This is a genomic window from Burkholderia cepacia, from assembly GCF_001039005.1.
Lineage (GTDB): Bacteria > Pseudomonadota > Gammaproteobacteria > Burkholderiales > Burkholderiaceae > Burkholderia > Burkholderia theae.
Genome location: NZ_LDWR01000067.1, coordinates 79,124 through 95,310 on the forward strand (window position 1 = coordinate 79,124; position 16,187 = coordinate 95,310).

The window sequence follows — 16,187 nt, forward strand, 5'->3', positions numbered from 1 at the left end:
GTCAGCCGACGACGGAGCGCCACAGGGCGATCACGAGCAGCGTCATGAACGCGGCGATCAGGTCGTCGACCATGATGCCGAGCCCGCCTTTCAGGCGACGGTCGAAATAGCGGATCGGCGGCGGCTTGAGCATGTCGAAGAAGCGGAACGCGACGAACGCCCACAACTGGCCGATGAACGTCGCGGGCGTGACGAACAGCATCACCAGCCAGATCGCGACGATCTCGTCCCAGACGACGGGCCCCGGATCGGACGTGCCCATCTTCCTCGCGGTGAAGCCGGTGATCCACGTGCCCGCCACGAAGCCGGCCGCGATCAGCCCCCACCATTCGGGCACCGTCAGGTAGCGGTTGAGCACGACGAACGTGAGCCAGCCGAACAGCGAGCCGAACGTGCCGGGCATGATCGGCGCGAGCCCGCTGCCGAAGCCGAGCGACACGATGTGCGCCGGGTGCGACAGCATGAAGCGCGCGCTCGCGCGTTTCGGCGCGTTTTGTGCGGCGTCGGGCTCAGCCGCGGCGTGCGCGGACGTCGGGTCAGTCTGCATGGAAGTGATCGAAACCGTGCAACGTGAGAGCCAGGGGGGCGCCGGCGGCGTCGCGCCACGCGATCGCGGGCTGCTCCGACGGGGCGGACAACGCGCGTATTGTACCGACTCGCGTGACCGGAACGCCGGCCGTTGCGCCGGCCGCTTCGACCGCCGCGCGGGCCGCGGCCGGCGCGGTGAAGCACAGCTCGTAGTCGTCGCCGCCCGCCAGCGTGCAGCGGTGCTGCACGTCGGGCGGCAGCGTCGCGAGCGCGGCCGAGCGCGGCACCGCATCGGCGTCGATCTCGGCGCGCACGTTCGAGCGCGTGAGGATGTGTTGCAGGTCGCCGGCGAGGCCGTCCGAGATGTCGAGCGCCGCGTGCGCGACGCCCGCCAGCGCAAGGCCGAGCGCGACGCGCGGCTCGGGGCGCTCGAGTGCGCGCCGGAACGCGGCCGCTTCGTTCGCACCGGCGGCCCATTCGCCGCGTGCGACGCCGAGGCCGGCGCGCGCATCGCCGAGCGTGCCGGACACCCAGACGTCGTCGCCGTCGCGCGCGGCGTCGCGTCGCAGCGCCGCGTCGGGCGCGACTTCGCCGAAGACGGTCACGCACAGGTTCAGTGGCCCGCTGGTCGTGTCGCCGCCGATCAGCTCGCAGCCGAACCGTTCGGCGAGCGCGAACAGCCCGTTGCTGAACGCCTCGAGCCATGCCGCATCGGCACGCGGCAGCGCGCACGCGAGCGTGAACGCCCGCGGCTCGGCGCCCATCGCCGCGAGGTCGGACAGGTTGACCGCAAGCGTTTTGTGGCCCAGCGCGTCGGGCGCGACGTCAGGGAAGAAATGACGGCCTTCGACCAGCATGTCCGTCGAAATGGCCAGCAATTTCCCAGATCGGGGTGTGATCAGCGCGCAATCGTCGCCGATGCCGAGCGTCGACGCGCGCGTGCCCTGTGCCGCGCGGCGCGCGAAGAAGCGTTCGATCAGCGAAAACTCGGAGAGGGCGGCTGGCACGGCGGATGGATCCGATACGGTTGAAGGAACGGCATTGTACGAGGCGAACGGCGGGTGTTCGTGTACCGTTCTGGACATTTTTGTCGCGGCTGTCGCACCCGAAACGCCGGTCTGGCGGCCGGTGATTGGCGCTACAATGCCGTCGAAGAGTTATTCTAATCCGCCCGTCAAGAGACACATGTCCACGCAAGCCTCCTCCAAAGCCAAGCTCCGCGAAGCCGCGCTCGACTATCACGAATTCCCGACCCCCGGGAAGATCGCGATCGCCCCGACCAAGCAGATGATCAACCAGCGCGACCTCGCGCTCGCGTATTCGCCGGGTGTGGCGTTCGCGTGCGAGGAGATCGTCGAGAATCCGCTCAACGCGGCGCGTTTCACTGCGCGCAGCAACCTGGTCGGCGTCGTCACGAACGGCACGGCGGTGCTCGGTCTCGGCAACATCGGCCCGCTCGCGTCGAAGCCGGTGATGGAAGGCAAGGCGGTGCTGTTCAAGAAGTTCGCCGGGATCGATGTGTTCGACATCGAGCTGAACGAGTCGGACCCGCACAAGCTCGTCGACGTGATCGCCGCGCTGGAGCCGACCTTCGGCGGGATCAACCTGGAAGACATCAAGGCGCCGGACTGCTTCATCGTCGAGCGCGAGTGCCGCAAGCGGATGAAGATCCCGGTGTTCCACGACGACCAGCACGGCACCGCGATCGTGGTGGCCGCGGCCGTCACGAACGGCCTGAAGGTCGTCGGCAAGGACATCAAGAAGGTGAAGCTCGTCGCGTCCGGCGCGGGCGCGGCCGCGCTCGCGTGTCTCGACCTGCTGGTCGACATCGGCCTGCCGATCGAGAACATCCTGGTGACCGACCTGGCCGGCGTGGTCTACAAGGGCCGCACCGAACTGATGGACCCGGACAAGGAGCGTTTCGCACGCGAAACGGAAGCGCGGACGCTGGCCGAAGTGATCGACGGCGCGGACATCTTCCTCGGCCTGTCGGCCGCGGGCGTGCTGAAGCCGGAGATGGTGAAGGGCATGGCCGAGCGCCCGCTGATCCTCGCGCTCGCGAACCCGACGCCGGAAATCCTGCCGGAAGCGGCGCTCGAAGTGCGTCCCGACGCGATTCTCGCGACCGGCCGTACCGACTACCCGAACCAGGTCAACAACGTCCTGTGCTTCCCGTTCATCTTCCGCGGCGCGCTCGACGTCGGCGCGACGACGATCACGCGTGAAATGGAGATCGCCGCCGTCAACGCGATCGCCGAGCTCGCACAGCACGAGCAGAGCGACATCGTCGCGACCGCGTACGGCATCCAGGACCTGTCGTTCGGGCCCGAATATCTGATTCCGAAGCCGTTCGATCCGCGCCTGATCGTGAAGATCGCGCCGGCCGTCGCGCAGGCCGCGATGGACGGCGGCGTCGCGACGCGCCCGATCGAGGACATGGACGCGTACCGCGTCCACCTCCAGCAGTTCGTGTATCACAGCGGCACGACGATGAAGCCGATCTTCCAGATCGCGCGCGCCGCGCCGGAAGAGAAGAAGCGCGTGGTGTTCGCGGAAGGCGAAGAAGAGCGCGTGTTGCGTGCCGTTCAGATCATCGTCGACGAAAAACTCGCGACGCCGATCCTGATCGGCCGCCCGTCGGTGATCGACCACCGTATCCAGCGCTACGGCCTGCGCCTGAATCCGGGCGTCGACTTCACGGTCGTCAACACCGACCACGACGAGCGCTACCGCGACTTCTGGCAGACGTACTACAAGCTGATGGCGCGCAAGGGCATCAGCGAACAGCTCGCGCGCGTCGAGATGCGCCGCCGCACGACGCTGATCGGCGCGATGCTGGTGAAGAAGGGCGAAGCGGACGGGATGATCTGCGGCACGATCAGCACGACGCACCGCCACCTGCACTTCATCGACCAGGTGATCGGCAAGCGCCCGGGCTGCAGCGTGTACGCGGCGATGAACGGCCTCGTGCTGCCGGGCCGCCAGATTTTCCTGGTCGACACGCACGTGAACGTCGATCCGACCCCGGAACAACTGGCCGAGATCACGATCATGGCCGCGGAAGAAGTGCGCCGCTTCGGCATCGAGCCGAAGGTCGCGCTGCTGTCGCACTCGAATTTCGGCACGAGCAATGCGCCTTCGGCGAAGAAGATGCGCGATACGCTCGAGATCCTGCAGGAACGCGCACCGGAGCTGAAGGTGGACGGCGAGATGCACGGCGATGTCGCGCTCGACGCGGCGCTGCGCAAGGAAATCCTGCCGGAATCGACGCTGGAAGGCGAAGCGAACCTGCTGATCCTGCCGAACATCGACGCCGCGAACATCGCGTACAACCTGCTGAAGACGGCCGCTGGCAACAACATCGCGATCGGGCCGATCCTGCTGGGCGCTGCCCAGCCGGTGCATGTGCTGACCGAATCGGCGACCGTTCGCCGCATCGTCAACATGGCGGCGCTGCTGGTCGCCGACGTCAACGCCACGCGCTAAGCAAAAACGAACGCGCCAGGCCGGTCGAACCGGCGTGGCGCGTCGGGCAAAATTGTAAACAAAAGAAAAAAGCGGCGTGCCCGCAATGGGCACGCCGTCGGGCAGGGCGCAAACGCGCTTCCCTCAAGCAACAGCAGCATCTCTCACCGCTCCGGGTAGCGAGCGTGGCAAGGAGGCAGGTCTTGCCATGGAGAAATGCCGCTTGTATTTTATCCTGTGCAAGATAAATGTAGTGTAATTTCGGTAAGAAATGCGCAAATCCGCGCGTCGTCGGGCTTTCGATTCCCAAACGGACATTGATTCGCGCGGCCAATAACGCTACGCTAACGCCTTTGTTGGTCGTCAACTACTTGATTTAACAGCGGGAACCCTGGTTCATGGCACGCAAGTGGCTCCGCAACGGCGCGCTCGCGTCCGTCTTCGCGATGTTCGCGATGGGTATCGTCGGCACGCCGACGGGCAGTCTGGTTTCCGCCGCTTACGCACGGGAGGCCGTTTCGGCCGACGTGGCCGCGAGCGGGCTCGATACGATTCCGACCGCCAGTCTTCCGCGCGAGGCCGTGACCACGCTGGGCCTGATCGGCGCCGGCGGTCCCTATCCGTACGAGAAAGACGGCGTCGTGTTCGGCAACCGCGAGCGGATCCTGCCGAAGGCGAAGCGCGGCTACTACCATGAGTACACGGTGCCGACGCCGCGTGCCCGCAATCGCGGCGCGCGCCGGATCGTCTGTGGCGGGCCGTTGCGCCGGATCGACAACTGTTATTACACGGGCGACCACTACAACAGTTTTAAACGTATTGTTGAATGACTTCGGGATGAATGGCATGAGCGACTCCATCTACGCGCACGATACGGCGACGGCGGCGGAACTGTTCGCGACCGGCGACGGCAATCTGTTTCAGCGCGTGATCCAACTTCACGCGGCGGCGCAGGCCGGCAGTGCGCCGGAGCAACAGGAAGCCGAGCCCGGGCTTTCATCGAACGAGGAGCCTATGAGCCTTTTCACGAGCGTGCGACCTAATCTCGTGCAGTCGATCCGCGCGTTCCGCGTGCAGGATCTCGCCGACGAAGCCACCCGGCTCGGCCAGCATTTCCTGTACGCGTTTTGCGGCGCCGCGCAGTCGAAGCAGGAAGTGATGGAAACGATCGCAACGTCGTTCCTGTTTCCGAAGCATTTCGGGAAGAACTACGATGCGCTGTACGACTGCCTGACCGACCTCGTCGCGAAGGCCGGCGCGCAGCCCGGTTTCGTGATCGTGCTCGAAGGGCTGCCGATCGCGCAGAAATTCGACAAGGAAGGGCGCGAGACGCTGCTCGACGTGTTCCGCGAAGCGGCCGAGTTCTGGGCCGAGCGCAAGGTCGCGTTCCGGGTGTTCTACTCGTTCGCGTAAGCGCGAACCGGCCCGCAGCCGACCCGGAGAAAAGCCCGCTTCGAGCGGGCTTTTTTGCGTCCGTGCCCCGGGAGATTTCTGTCGCCGGTCTCATCCCGACGAAGTCCTTTCGTCGCGCCCCTTTTATATGGACAATCGCATCCGTCCCGGACGACTGATTGCGTCGCCGGACGACATTCGAACAATCCGAGAGAGGGCCGTATTCCCATGAATCAACCCCGTTTCGCGCCGGGCGTCGTCGCTCGCCGTCCGCGTGCACGCGCCGTTCGTGCGCTCGTGGTTTCCGCGCTGGTCGTTGCGGCAGGTGCCGTGCACGCCGCGCCGCTGACCCCCGAGCAGACCGTCGACCTGTATCTGGGCATGTTCGTCAACGGCGATGCGTCGAAGGCCGCCCAGTACAACGACGCGGTTCGATCACAATACGACGGCAAGGACCCGATCGATACCGATGCGATTGCGCATCTTGGCGACGGCATGAAGAAGGAGATGGCCGACGGGATGCTGTCCCGGATGCCGCCGAAGACGCGCGCGGCGCTACGCGCGCCGGTCGATGCGATGGTCACGTCGTATCTGCGCGCGCTTCAGCGCACGCAGTGCAAGTCGACCGGTTCGACGCAGGCGCCGAACGAATACATCGAAGGCCAGCAGATCGCGACTGTCGCGTTCGAATGCCGCGTCGCGGATGTGGAGCCGGGGGCGAAGGCGCTGCAGGCACAACTGGGTGGACGCAAGCCGAAGGGCGACAAGGCGATGATCGCCACGTTCACGGCGATCTACTCGGGCATGACGCGCATCTTCGACGATGCGCCGATGAACCGGACGGTATCGTCGAAGTTCGACGTTTATGGCACGAACGGCAAGGGCTGGTTCAACGGCCGGCCGGGCGAGGTGCTGTCGCCGGTCATCGATGCGCTCGTCGACCCGATTCCGGTGCCGGGCGACGCAAAGTAGTACGCGGCAGCGGGCGGGCTTACCACCCGCCCCAGCGCGCCGCGAGCGCCGCGAGCACGGCCGCGCCGGCCGTCTCGGTACGCAGCACGCGGGGTCCGAGCGACAGCGCGGTGAACCCGCGCGCACGCGCGGCGTTTTCCTCGTCGGGCGACAGCCCGCCTTCGGGCCCGATCAGCAGCGTGACGGGCGCCGCGGGCGGCGTGCCGGGCAGCGACGCGAACGGGATGCTCGCGCGCGGCGACAGCAGCAGACGCAGCTCGCCGTCGGCCGGCACGGCCGGCAGCGCATCGAGCCATGCGTTGACGCCGAGCACCGGCGCGACGTCGGGCATGCGGTTGCGCCCGCACTGTTCGCACGACGCGCGCACGACGCCGCGCCAGTGCGCAACGCGCTTGTCCGCGCGTTCGCCGGACAGCTTCACGACGCCGCGCGCGGTCGACAGCGGCACGACTGCCGCGACGCCGAGTTCGACGGCCTTCTCGATCACCCAGTCCATCTTGTCGCCGCCGGCGATCCCTTGCGCGAGCGTCACGCGGTAGGGCGGCTCGGCCTCGGCCGGCTCGAATGCATCGATCTGCGCGATCGCGCTGCGCTTGTCGATCTCGACGAGCCGTGCGCGGTACTGGCCGCCGGTGCCGTCGAACAGCGCAAGCACGGCGCCGGGCTGCAGGCGCAGCACCTGTGCGTGGCGCGCGACGTCGGCCGGCAGCGCAAGCGTGGCGTCGGCGCGCAATGCCGCGTCGACGAAAAAGCGCGGCACGGCCGCGGTGGTGGTGGCTTCGTTCATGCGTGTGGCGATTCCGCTCATGCGTCGAGACGGCGCGCAAGCGCCCATCGGTAGCCGTCGAGATCCTCGATCTGTGCGAACCGGTCGCCCCAGAACTGATCCTGCGGCGCGGACAGCGATTTCGCGCCCGTATCGAGCGCGCGCTGCCAAGTGGCGTCGACATCGTCGACGTACAGATAGAACGATTGCGGCGCGGTGGCGTTCGCGCTCTTCGGCGTGAGCGCGGTCGAGCCGAACGCGCCTTCGGGCGCGAACATCACGATCAGTTGGCCGCGATAGGCCATCTCGACGTGCATGATCGCACCGTCCTCGTCGTGCACGTCGCGCAGCTCGAAGCCGAATGCGGCCTTGAAGAAATCGATGGCCGCGCGCGCGTTGCGTACGGCCAGGTAGGGCGTCAACCAAGGCACGTTGGCCGGACGTGGATCGGTCATCGGTAGTTCTCCTGCGTGGGAAAGCGGAACGGCTCGGCCGCCCGGGTGCTCAGCGGCGAGCGCCCAGTGTATCGCGCAGCGCGCAGGGCAGGGCAAAGAGGGACGCATGCAGCCGCGCGTCGTAGTAGCGCAAGCCCTGCACGCGGCGGGCGGCGAGGCGGTCGTCGATGTCGTGCGCGAACAGCGCGGCCGCATCGAGCGTGTCGCTCGCGATCGCCATCAGCCACTGCGAGCCGTACAGCGGCACGTGCGCGGACAGCGGATCGACGACCGCGAAGCTCGCGCGCAGGTCGTCGAGCAGCGCGGCGATGCGCGTCGCATGGAACACGGGCGAGCCGAGGTGCATCGAGATCGCGCCGCACGGCGTGAGGATCCGCTTGAGCCGCGCGTAGAACGCGCGCGTATAGAGGCCGGCGGCCGGCGAATCGGGCGGCGTGAGGTCGAACACGACGAGATCGAAATGCTCGACGGTCGATTCGACGAAATGCGCGGCGTCGCCGATCACGACCTCGACGCGCGGGTCGTCGAGCGCCCCCTGGTGCACGTCGTCGAGATAACGGCGCGCCATCCCGACCACCTCGTCGTCGAGTTCCGCGATCACGATCCGCTCGATGCACGCGTGCTTGAGCAACTGGCGCGCCGCGCCGCCGTCGCCGCCGCCGAGCACGAGCGCCTTCCTGGGCGACGGATGCGCGAGCGCGGCCGGGTGCGTCATGCACTCGTGATAGACGTACTCGTCGCCGACCGACGTCATCGGCTGGCCGTCCAGCGTAAACAGGCGACCGAGCTGCGGCGTTTCCCAGACCTCGATCTGCTGGTGCGGGGATGCGACATGCGCGAGCCGCCGCGCATTCGGGAAGCCGTAGGTGGCGTCGGGCGTAGGGTGAAAGAGAAGCGTGGTGCTCACGGGCGGGGCCGCTGAGGGCAGGCAGTTCTGACGTCTGAATTATAGGAGGCGCGCGGTTTGACGGAAAACCGTGCCGGAACACTACGCGCGGACAAGGGAAATGTCAGCCCATCTGTTAAAATGACGAGCTTTGCAGCCCCGTCCGTAGGCTCCGTCCGCTTCGCGTCCGTCAGGCGCCGCACCGCGCGCCGGGAACGATTGACGCTCGAGCTTCCGGATGCCGCCGTGCCCCCGTTTCCTCGACTCGTTCTCCGGACTCGACATGACGACTTCGTCTCCCGCCTCCACCACCCTGATGGCCAACGCGATCCGTGCGCTCGCGATGGACGCCGTTCAGCAAGCGAACTCCGGCCACCCCGGCATGCCGATGGGCATGGCCGAAATCGGCGTCGCGCTCTGGTCGCGCCACCTGAAGCACAACCCGACGAACCCGCACTGGGCAGACCGCGACCGCTTCGTGCTGTCGAACGGCCATGGCTCGATGCTGCTGTACTCGCTGCTGCACCTGACCGGCTACGACCTGCCGATCGAAGAACTGAAGAATTTCCGCCAGCTGCACTCGAAGACGCCGGGCCACCCGGAATACGGGATCACGCCGGGTGTCGAGACGACCACCGGCCCGCTCGGCCAGGGTCTCGCGAACGCGGTCGGCATGGCGCTCGGCGAAGCGCTGATGGCCGACGAGTTCAACCGTGACGGCGCGAAGATCGTCGATCACCACACGTACGTGTTCCTCGGCGACGGCTGCCTGATGGAAGGCATCTCGCACGAAGCCTGCTCGTTCGCGGGCACGCTGAAGCTGAACAAGCTGATCGCGCTGTACGACGACAACGGCATCTCGATCGACGGCGACGTCGTGAACTGGTTCCACGACGACACCCCGAAGCGCTTCGAAGCGTACGGCTGGAACGTGATCCCGAACGTGAACGGCCATGACGTCGACGCGGTCGACGCGGCCATCGCGAAGGCGAAACTGTCGGACAAGCCGACGCTGATCTGCTGCAAGACGGTGATCGGCAAGGGCGCGGCGACCAAGGCCGGCGGCCACGACGTGCACGGTGCGGCGCTCGGCGCGGAAGAAATCGCGAAGACGCGCGAAGCGCTCGGCTGGAAGTGGGAGCCGTTCGTGATTCCGCAGGAAGTCTATGCGGCATGGGACGCGAAGGAAGACGGCAAGCGCGCCGAGACCGAATGGGATGCGACGTTCGCGCAATATCGCGCGCAGTTCCCGGCGGAAGCGGCCGAATTCGAGCGCCGGATGGCCAACCAGCTGCCGGCCGACTGGGCCCAGAAGGCGGCGGCGATCATCGCCGGCGCGAACGAGCGCGCCGAGACGGTTGCGACCCGCAAGGCGTCGCAGCAGGCGATCGAAGGTCTGGCAGCCGCGCTGCCCGAGCTGCTCGGCGGCTCGGCCGACCTGACCGGCTCGAACCTGACCAACTGGAAGGCATCGAAGGCCGTTCGCGCGAATCCGGAAGGCGCGGGCGTGCTGCTCGGCAACCACATCAACTACGGCGTGCGCGAATTCGGCATGAGCGCCGCGATCAACGGCCTCGCGCTGCACGGCGGCCACAAGCCGTTCGGCGGCACGTTCCTGACGTTCTCCGACTACAGCCGCAACGCGCTGCGCGTGGCCGCGCTGATGAAGGTGCCGTCGATCTTCGTGTTCACGCACGATTCGATCGGCCTCGGCGAAGACGGCCCGACGCACCAGTCGATCGAGCACGTGTCGAGCCTGCGCCTGATCCCGAACCACGACGTCTGGCGTCCGGCCGACACGGTCGAAACCGCTGTCGCATGGACCCACGCAGTCGCCGCGGATCGTCCGTCGAGCCTGATCTTCAGCCGCCAGAACCTCGCGTTCAACCCGCGCACCGACGCACAGATCGCCAACATCGAGAAGGGCGGTTACGTGCTGAAGGACTGGGACGAAGAGATCGTCGCGCGCAAGATCATCCTGATCGCGACGGGCTCGGAAGTCGAGCTCGCGATGAAGGCCGTCGAGCCGCTCGCGCAGCAGGGCATCGCGGCGCGCGTCGTGTCGATGCCGTCGACCAACGTGTTCGACCGCCAGGATGCCGAATACCGCGAACGCGTGCTGCCGCACGGCGTGCGCCGCGTCGCGATCGAAGCGGGCGTGACGTCGTTCTGGCACAAGTACGTCGGCCTCGAAGGCGGCGTCGTCGGGATCGACACGTTCGGCGAATCGGCGCCGGCCGGCGTGCTGTTCAAGTACTTCGGCTTCACCGTCGAGCACGTCGTCGAGACCGCGAAGGCCGTACTGGCCTGACTGTATTCGCGACGCGCGCCACCCCTCGCGCGCGTCGCACCGTGAAGCTGCACGAAACGAATTTTTTCAGCCATCAGGAGATAGACCATGACGATTCGCGTCGCAATCAACGGCTACGGCCGCATCGGCCGCAACACGCTGCGCGCGTTTTATGAAAACGGCAAGAAGCACGATCTCGAGATCGTCGCGATCAACGACCTGGGCGATGCGAAGACCAACGCGCACCTGACCCAGTACGACACCGCACACGGCAAGTTCCCGGGCGAAGTGTCGGTCGACGGCGACTACCTCGTCGTGAACGGCGACAAGATCCGCGTGCTGGCGAACCGCAACCCGGCAGAACTGCCGTGGGGCGAGCTCGGCGTCGACGTCGTGATGGAGTGCACGGGCTTCTTCACGACCAAGGAAAAGGCAAGCGCGCACCTGAAGGGCGGCGCGAAGAAGGTCATCATCTCGGCGCCGGGCGGCAAGGACGTCGACGCGACGATCGTCTACGGCGTGAACCACAACGTGCTGAAGGCCGAGCACACCGTCATCTCGAACGCATCGTGCACGACGAACTGCCTCGCGCCGCTCGTCAAGCCGCTGAACGACAAGATCGGCCTCGAAACCGGCCTGATGACGACGATCCACGCGTACACGAACGACCAGGTGCTGACGGACGTCTATCACGAAGACCTGCGCCGCGCGCGTTCGGCCACGCATAGCCAGATCCCGACGAAGACGGGCGCTGCTTCGGCCGTCGGCCTCGTGCTGCCGGAACTGAACGGCAAGCTCGACGGTTACGCGATTCGCGTCCCGACGATCAACGTGTCGGTCGTCGACCTGTCGTTCATCGCCAAGCGCGACACGACGGTCGAGGAAGTCAACGCGATCATGAAGGAAGCGTCGGAAGGCGCGCTGAAGGGCATCCTCGGCTACAACGACGCACCGCTGGTGTCGATCGACTTCAACCACAACCCGGCTTCGTCGACGTTCGACGCGACGCTGACCAAGGTGTCGGGCCGCCTCGTCAAGGTGTCGAGCTGGTACGACAACGAGTGGGGTTTCTCGAACCGCATGCTGGATACGGCTGTCGCGTTCGCGAACGCGAAGTAATCCCGCACGTTGCGCGGCCGCCGCAACGCGGCGCGCGCGGCGAACGAGCCCGGCCCGGGTTTCCGGCCGGGCTTTTTTTATTGCGCTGACGCTGCCGTCACCTGCTCGAGCGCGTCAACGAAGGCGCGCTTCAGCGGGCTGTCGAGGTCGGTCCATGCGAGGCCGATGCCGGTCCGGTGCCCGGCCAGGTCGAGCGGCCGCGCGAGCACGTTCGGCGGCAGCGCGCTCGCGGCTTCCGCCGGGATCAGCCCGATGCCCATGCCGGCCGCGACGAGCGCCAGCATCGTCGTGAATTCCCCGAACTCCTGCGCGATCTCGAGCGTCGTGCCCGCGCGGCTCAGCGCGAGCAGCATGTCGTCGTGAAAGCCGGGTGCGTAGCGGCGCGCGAGCACGAACGCGGGCTGGCCGCGCAGCGCGGCCGGCGGGATCGCGTCGTGGGCGGCGAGCGGGTGGTCGAGCGGCAGCGCGACGACGAAACCTTCCTCGAGTACCACGCGCGTGTCGATGCCCGCATACGCGGCCGGCAGCCGGATCATCCCGAAATCGATCCGCCGATCGCGCAGCGCGGCGATCTGGTCGGGTGTCGGCATGTCCTTCAGTTCGAGCGCGATCAGCGGATAACGCTCGCGCATCGTGCGCAGCACGGCCGGCAGCAGCGTGGGCAGCACCGACGACACGAACGCGATCCGCAGCGTGCCGATCTCGCCGCGGCTCGACAGCCGCGCCATCTGTTCCGCGCGCGCGGCCTGCTGCAGCGTGGCCCGCGCTTCCGGCAGGAACACGCGCCCCGTATCGCTCAGTTCGACCTTGTGCCGGTCGCGCTCGAACAGGCGCGCGCCGAGTTCTTCCTCGAGCGCCTTGATCTGCATGCTCAGCGCGGGCTGCACGATGAACAGGCGCTGCGCGGCGCGCCCGAAATGCAGCTCTTCCGCGAGCGTGACGAAGGCGCGCAATTGCTTGAGTTCCATGGGCGGCGGGCAGGCGAGGGCGGTAATCAGATTTCATGATAACCGCATCAAAAAAGACCATTGGCGCGGTGCCCGGCCGGCAGCCGAAGATACCGTTAACGAGAGACCGGCCGCGACGGGCGCCCGGCTCCACCGGCACGAGGAGACATGCATGACGAACGCGCTTGAACGGTTCCGCCTGGACGGCCGCCGCGCACTGATCACGGGTTCCGGACGCGGGATCGGGCTGACGCTCGCCCGCGGGCTCGCGGAAGCCGGCGCGGCGATCGTCATCAACGATCGCAATGAGGAAAAGGCCGCGACGCTCGCGCGCCATTTCCGCGAGGAAGGTTTCGCGGCCGACCATGCGGTGTTCGACGTCGCCGAGCATGCGCAGGTGCGCGCGGCGATCGACGATTTCGAGACGCGCGTCGGCGCGATCGACATCCTCGTGAACAACGCGGGCATCCAGCGCCGTGCGCCGCTCGACACCTTCGAGCCCGACGACTGGCATGCGCTGATGCGCGTGAATCTCGACGGCGTGTTCAACGTCGCGCAGGCCGTCGCGCGTCACATGATCGTGCGCGGCCACGGCAAGATCATCAACATCTGCTCGGTGCAGAGCGAGCTCGCGCGGCCGACGATCGCGCCGTACGCGGCGACGAAGGGCGCGGTGCGGATGCTGACGAAAGGGATGTGCGCCGACTGGGCGCGCCACGGCATCCAGGCGAACGGCCTCGCACCCGGCTATTTCGAGACCGAACTGAATCGCGCGCTGGTCGACGACGCGGCGTTTTCGGACTGGCTGTGCAAGCGCACGCCGGCCGGCCGCTGGGGGCGCGTCGACGAGCTGTGCGGCGCGGCGATCTTCCTCGCGTCGGCCGCCTCCGATTTCGTGAACGGCCAGACGCTGTTCGTCGACGGCGGGCTGACCAGCGCCGTATAGGAGGACGTTATGCGTATGCGTTGCATGTGTGTCGTGATCCACGGGCCGAACGACCTGCGGGTCGAAGAGCAGGATGCGGGCGAGATCGGCCCGGGCCAGGTGCGCGTCGACGTCGCGATGGGCGGCATCTGCGGCTCCGATCTGCATTACTTCCGGCACGGCGGTTTCGGCGCGATCCGGCTGCAGCAGCCGATGGTGCTCGGCCACGAGGTTGCCGGCACGGTCGCGGCGGTCGCGCCGGACGTGACGTCGGTGAAGGTCGGCGATCGCGTCGCGGTCAATCCGAGCCGGCCGTGCGGCGCGTGCCGCTATTGCCTCGAAGGCCTGCCGAATCAGTGTCTCGACATGCGCTTCTACGGCAGCGCGATGCGGATGCCGCACGTGCAGGGCGCGTTTCGCAACGCGCTCGTGTGCGACGCGGTGCAGTGCGTGCCGGTTGCCGATCACGTGCCGCTGTCGCTCGCGGCGCTCGCCGAGCCGTTCGCGGTCGGGCTGCATGCGGTGTCGCGCGCGGGTCCGCTGATCGGCAAGCGCGTGCTGGTGTCGGGCTGCGGGCCGATCGGCGTGCTGGCGGTCGCGGCGGCGCGCGTGCACGGCGCGGCGGAGATCGTCGCGACCGATGTCGTCGATGCGCCGCTGGACGTGGCGCGCGCGCTCGGCGCCGACCGCACGATCAACGCGGCGACCGATGCCGGATGGGTCGCGCGCTACGCCGCCGACAAGGGCACGTTCGACGTGATGATCGAGTGTTCGGGCAATGCGCGTGCGCTGCGCGACGGTCTGGACGTGATGCGTCCGCGCGGGGTCGTCGTGCAGCTCGGGCTCGGCGGGGATGTCAGCCTGCCGCAGAACGTCGTGGTCGCGAAGGAGCTGTCGATTTGCGGATCGTTCCGCTTCCATGCGGAATTCGCGCTTGCGGTGCAGTTGATCAACGCGGGGCGCGTCGACCTGCGGCCGGCCGTGACGCGTGTGTTCCCGATGCGCGATGCGCATCTGGCGTTCGAACTGGCCGGCGACCGGCAGCGCGCGATGAAGGTGCTGATCGATTTCGCGGACGAGTCCGCCTGATCGTCCGGCGCCAGTCCACAACACGACGGCGCAAGCAAAAAGGCACGCCCGCGGTTCGCGCGGCGTGCCTTTTTTCGTGGCGATCTGGAAACGGATTACTGCGTGACCTGCCGTACGCCGACGCGCTGCGAAGCGAGCCACAGCGCGATCAGCACGCCGGCAAGCGCCGCGCCCGCGATACACACGCCGCGCCAGCCGTCGATGCCGTAGGCGACGCTCGCCGCGAACGACCCGAGCGCGCCGCCGATGAAGTAGCTCGTCAGGTAGATCGTCGTCACGCGGCTGCGCGCGTTGCCCGCCAGCGCATAGATCACGCTCTGGTTCGAGATGTGCATGCCCTGCACGCCGACGTCGAGCAGCAGGATGCCCGCGATCAGCGCCGCGAGCGAGTGCGCGCCGGTCGCGATCAGCGCGAACGACGCGAGCACCGCCGCCGCGAACAGCCCCGTCGCCGCATTGCCGTGGCCGCGATCGACGAGCCGGCCGGCCGACGTCGCCGCGAGCGCGCCCACCGCGCCGACGATCCCGAACAGGCCGATCCGACCTTCGGAATAGCTGTACGGCGGCTGGCTCAGCAGGAAAGTGAGGCCCGTCCACAGCAGGCTGAAGCACGCGAACACGAGCGCGCCATAGGTGGAGCGCAGCGCGATCAGCGGTTGCGCGCGCACCAGTGCGACCAGCGACTTCATCAGCGCCGCATAGTCGACGCGCGTATCGCGGCGATCCTTCGGCAGCTTCACGGCGAGCACGCCGGTCAGCGCGAGCACCATCACCGCGGCGATGCCGTACACCGCGCGCCAGCCGAACCCGTCGGCGATCGCGCCGGCCGCGACGCGCGCGAGCAGGATGCCGAGCAGCAGCCCGCTCATCACGGTGCCGACCGCGCGGCCGCGCGAACGTGCGTCGGCGAGCGATGCCGCGAACGGCACGAGCAGCTGCGTCGAACAGGTGACGAAGCCGACCGCGACGTTCGCGACGACGAACATCGTGAAGTTCGTGCTGAACGTGACCGCGACCAGCGCGACGACGTTGAGCATCAGGAGCCGCACGATCAGCGTATGGCGGTTGACCGCGTCGCCGAGCGGGACGATCAGCAGCAGGCTCGCCGCGTAACCCAGTTGCGTCAGCGTGACGAGATAACCGAGCTCGGTCGGCGCGCGCCCGAAGCTTCGCGCGATCGCGGCGAGCAGCGGCTGCGCGTAATAGATGTTGCCGATGACGATGCCGCACGCGCAGGCGAACAGCAGCGTCATGCCGCGGGTCAGGGGAGGATGGGTGTCGTGATGCGGTTCCATGGTCGCGAAAAACAGCGGCGCCGGCCGGCGGCACGGGGCCGTTGGCTGCGCGGGGTGA

At 67.5% G+C, this 16,187-nt stretch carries 15 protein-coding genes; 8 read left to right on the top strand and 7 right to left on the bottom strand.

Annotated features, from left to right (window positions below):
• Position 1: 1 nt before the first annotated feature.
• Positions 2 to 547, bottom strand: coding sequence for a phosphatidylglycerophosphatase A (locus VL15_RS33965; RefSeq protein WP_048251181.1), 546 nt, complete (start codon positions 545 to 547; stop codon positions 2 to 4).
• On the bottom strand, positions 537 to 1,535 hold the full coding sequence (gene thiL, locus VL15_RS33970; RefSeq protein ID WP_048251182.1) for a thiamine-phosphate kinase: 999 nt from the start codon (positions 1,533 to 1,535) through the stop codon (positions 537 to 539). Before thiL ends, VL15_RS33965 begins: the two co-directional genes overlap by 11 nt.
• Positions 1,536 to 1,671: 136 nt before the next feature.
• Between thiL and VL15_RS33975 the strand changes: the two genes are divergently transcribed.
• From VL15_RS33975 to VL15_RS33990, 4 genes are all read left to right on the top strand, one after another.
• Positions 1,672 to 4,014, top strand: a complete 2,343-nt coding sequence (locus VL15_RS33975; RefSeq protein WP_329955979.1) for an NADP-dependent malic enzyme — start codon at positions 1,672 to 1,674, stop codon at positions 4,012 to 4,014.
• Positions 4,015 to 4,391: 377 nt separating this feature from the next.
• Complete coding sequence (locus tag VL15_RS33980; RefSeq protein ID WP_048251184.1) at positions 4,392 to 4,823, top strand: ribonuclease domain-containing protein; 432 nt, start codon at positions 4,392 to 4,394, stop codon at positions 4,821 to 4,823.
• Between the two features lie 16 nt (positions 4,824 to 4,839).
• Positions 4,840 to 5,406 (top strand): barstar family protein, encoded by a 567-nt coding sequence (locus tag VL15_RS33985; RefSeq protein WP_048251226.1) that lies wholly within the window; start codon positions 4,840 to 4,842, stop codon positions 5,404 to 5,406.
• 207 nt (positions 5,407 to 5,613) lie between these two features.
• Positions 5,614 to 6,357 (top strand): hypothetical protein, encoded by a 744-nt coding sequence (locus VL15_RS33990; protein ID WP_048251185.1) that lies wholly within the window; start codon positions 5,614 to 5,616, stop codon positions 6,355 to 6,357.
• 19 nt (positions 6,358 to 6,376) lie between these two features.
• Here the strand turns inward: VL15_RS33990 and VL15_RS33995 are convergent, their stop codons facing one another.
• From VL15_RS33995 to speE, 3 genes are read right to left on the bottom strand one after another with little or no spacing between them, the layout of a single operon-like run.
• Positions 6,377 to 7,144 (bottom strand): 16S rRNA (uracil(1498)-N(3))-methyltransferase, encoded by a 768-nt coding sequence (locus VL15_RS33995; RefSeq protein WP_048251186.1) that lies wholly within the window; start codon positions 7,142 to 7,144, stop codon positions 6,377 to 6,379.
• Between the two features lie 17 nt (positions 7,145 to 7,161).
• On the bottom strand, positions 7,162 to 7,578 hold the full coding sequence (locus VL15_RS34000; protein ID WP_048251187.1) for a VOC family protein: 417 nt from the start codon (positions 7,576 to 7,578) through the stop codon (positions 7,162 to 7,164).
• 49 nt (positions 7,579 to 7,627) lie between these two features.
• Complete coding sequence (gene speE / locus VL15_RS34005; RefSeq protein WP_048251188.1) at positions 7,628 to 8,485, bottom strand: polyamine aminopropyltransferase; 858 nt, start codon at positions 8,483 to 8,485, stop codon at positions 7,628 to 7,630.
• Between the two features lie 217 nt (positions 8,486 to 8,702).
• On the opposite strand from speE, the gene tkt reads away from it, so the two are divergent.
• Both tkt and gap read left to right on the top strand, forming a co-directional pair.
• The gene (gene tkt, locus VL15_RS34010) at positions 8,703 to 10,775 is read left to right on the top strand and encodes a transketolase (RefSeq protein WP_048251189.1); all 2,073 of its coding nucleotides are present in this window, start codon (positions 8,703 to 8,705) and stop codon (positions 10,773 to 10,775) included.
• Positions 10,776 to 10,862: 87 nt separating this feature from the next.
• Entirely contained in the window at positions 10,863 to 11,873 is a 1,011-nt protein-coding gene (gene gap, locus VL15_RS34015; RefSeq protein WP_014898111.1) for a type I glyceraldehyde-3-phosphate dehydrogenase, read from the top strand.
• A gap of 77 nt (positions 11,874 to 11,950) precedes the next feature.
• Here gap and VL15_RS34020 read toward each other — a convergent pair whose 3' ends face one another.
• A complete protein-coding gene (locus tag VL15_RS34020) occupies positions 11,951 to 12,841 on the bottom strand; it encodes a LysR family transcriptional regulator (protein ID WP_048251190.1) in 891 nt (296 codons plus the stop codon).
• Positions 12,842 to 12,992: 151 nt separating this feature from the next.
• Here VL15_RS34020 and VL15_RS34025 point away from each other — a divergent pair, with 151 nt between their 5' ends.
• Both VL15_RS34025 and VL15_RS34030 read left to right on the top strand, forming a co-directional pair.
• Entirely contained in the window at positions 12,993 to 13,766 is a 774-nt protein-coding gene (locus VL15_RS34025; RefSeq protein ID WP_048251191.1) for an SDR family NAD(P)-dependent oxidoreductase, read from the top strand.
• Positions 13,767 to 13,775: 9 nt separating this feature from the next.
• Entirely contained in the window at positions 13,776 to 14,834 is a 1,059-nt protein-coding gene (locus tag VL15_RS34030; protein ID WP_048251192.1) for an L-idonate 5-dehydrogenase, read from the top strand.
• 95 nt (positions 14,835 to 14,929) lie between these two features.
• Here the strand turns inward: VL15_RS34030 and VL15_RS34035 are convergent, their stop codons facing one another.
• Positions 14,930 to 16,129, bottom strand: a complete 1,200-nt coding sequence (locus VL15_RS34035; RefSeq protein ID WP_048251193.1) for an MFS transporter — start codon at positions 16,127 to 16,129, stop codon at positions 14,930 to 14,932.
• Positions 16,130 to 16,187: the final 58 nt, after the last annotated feature.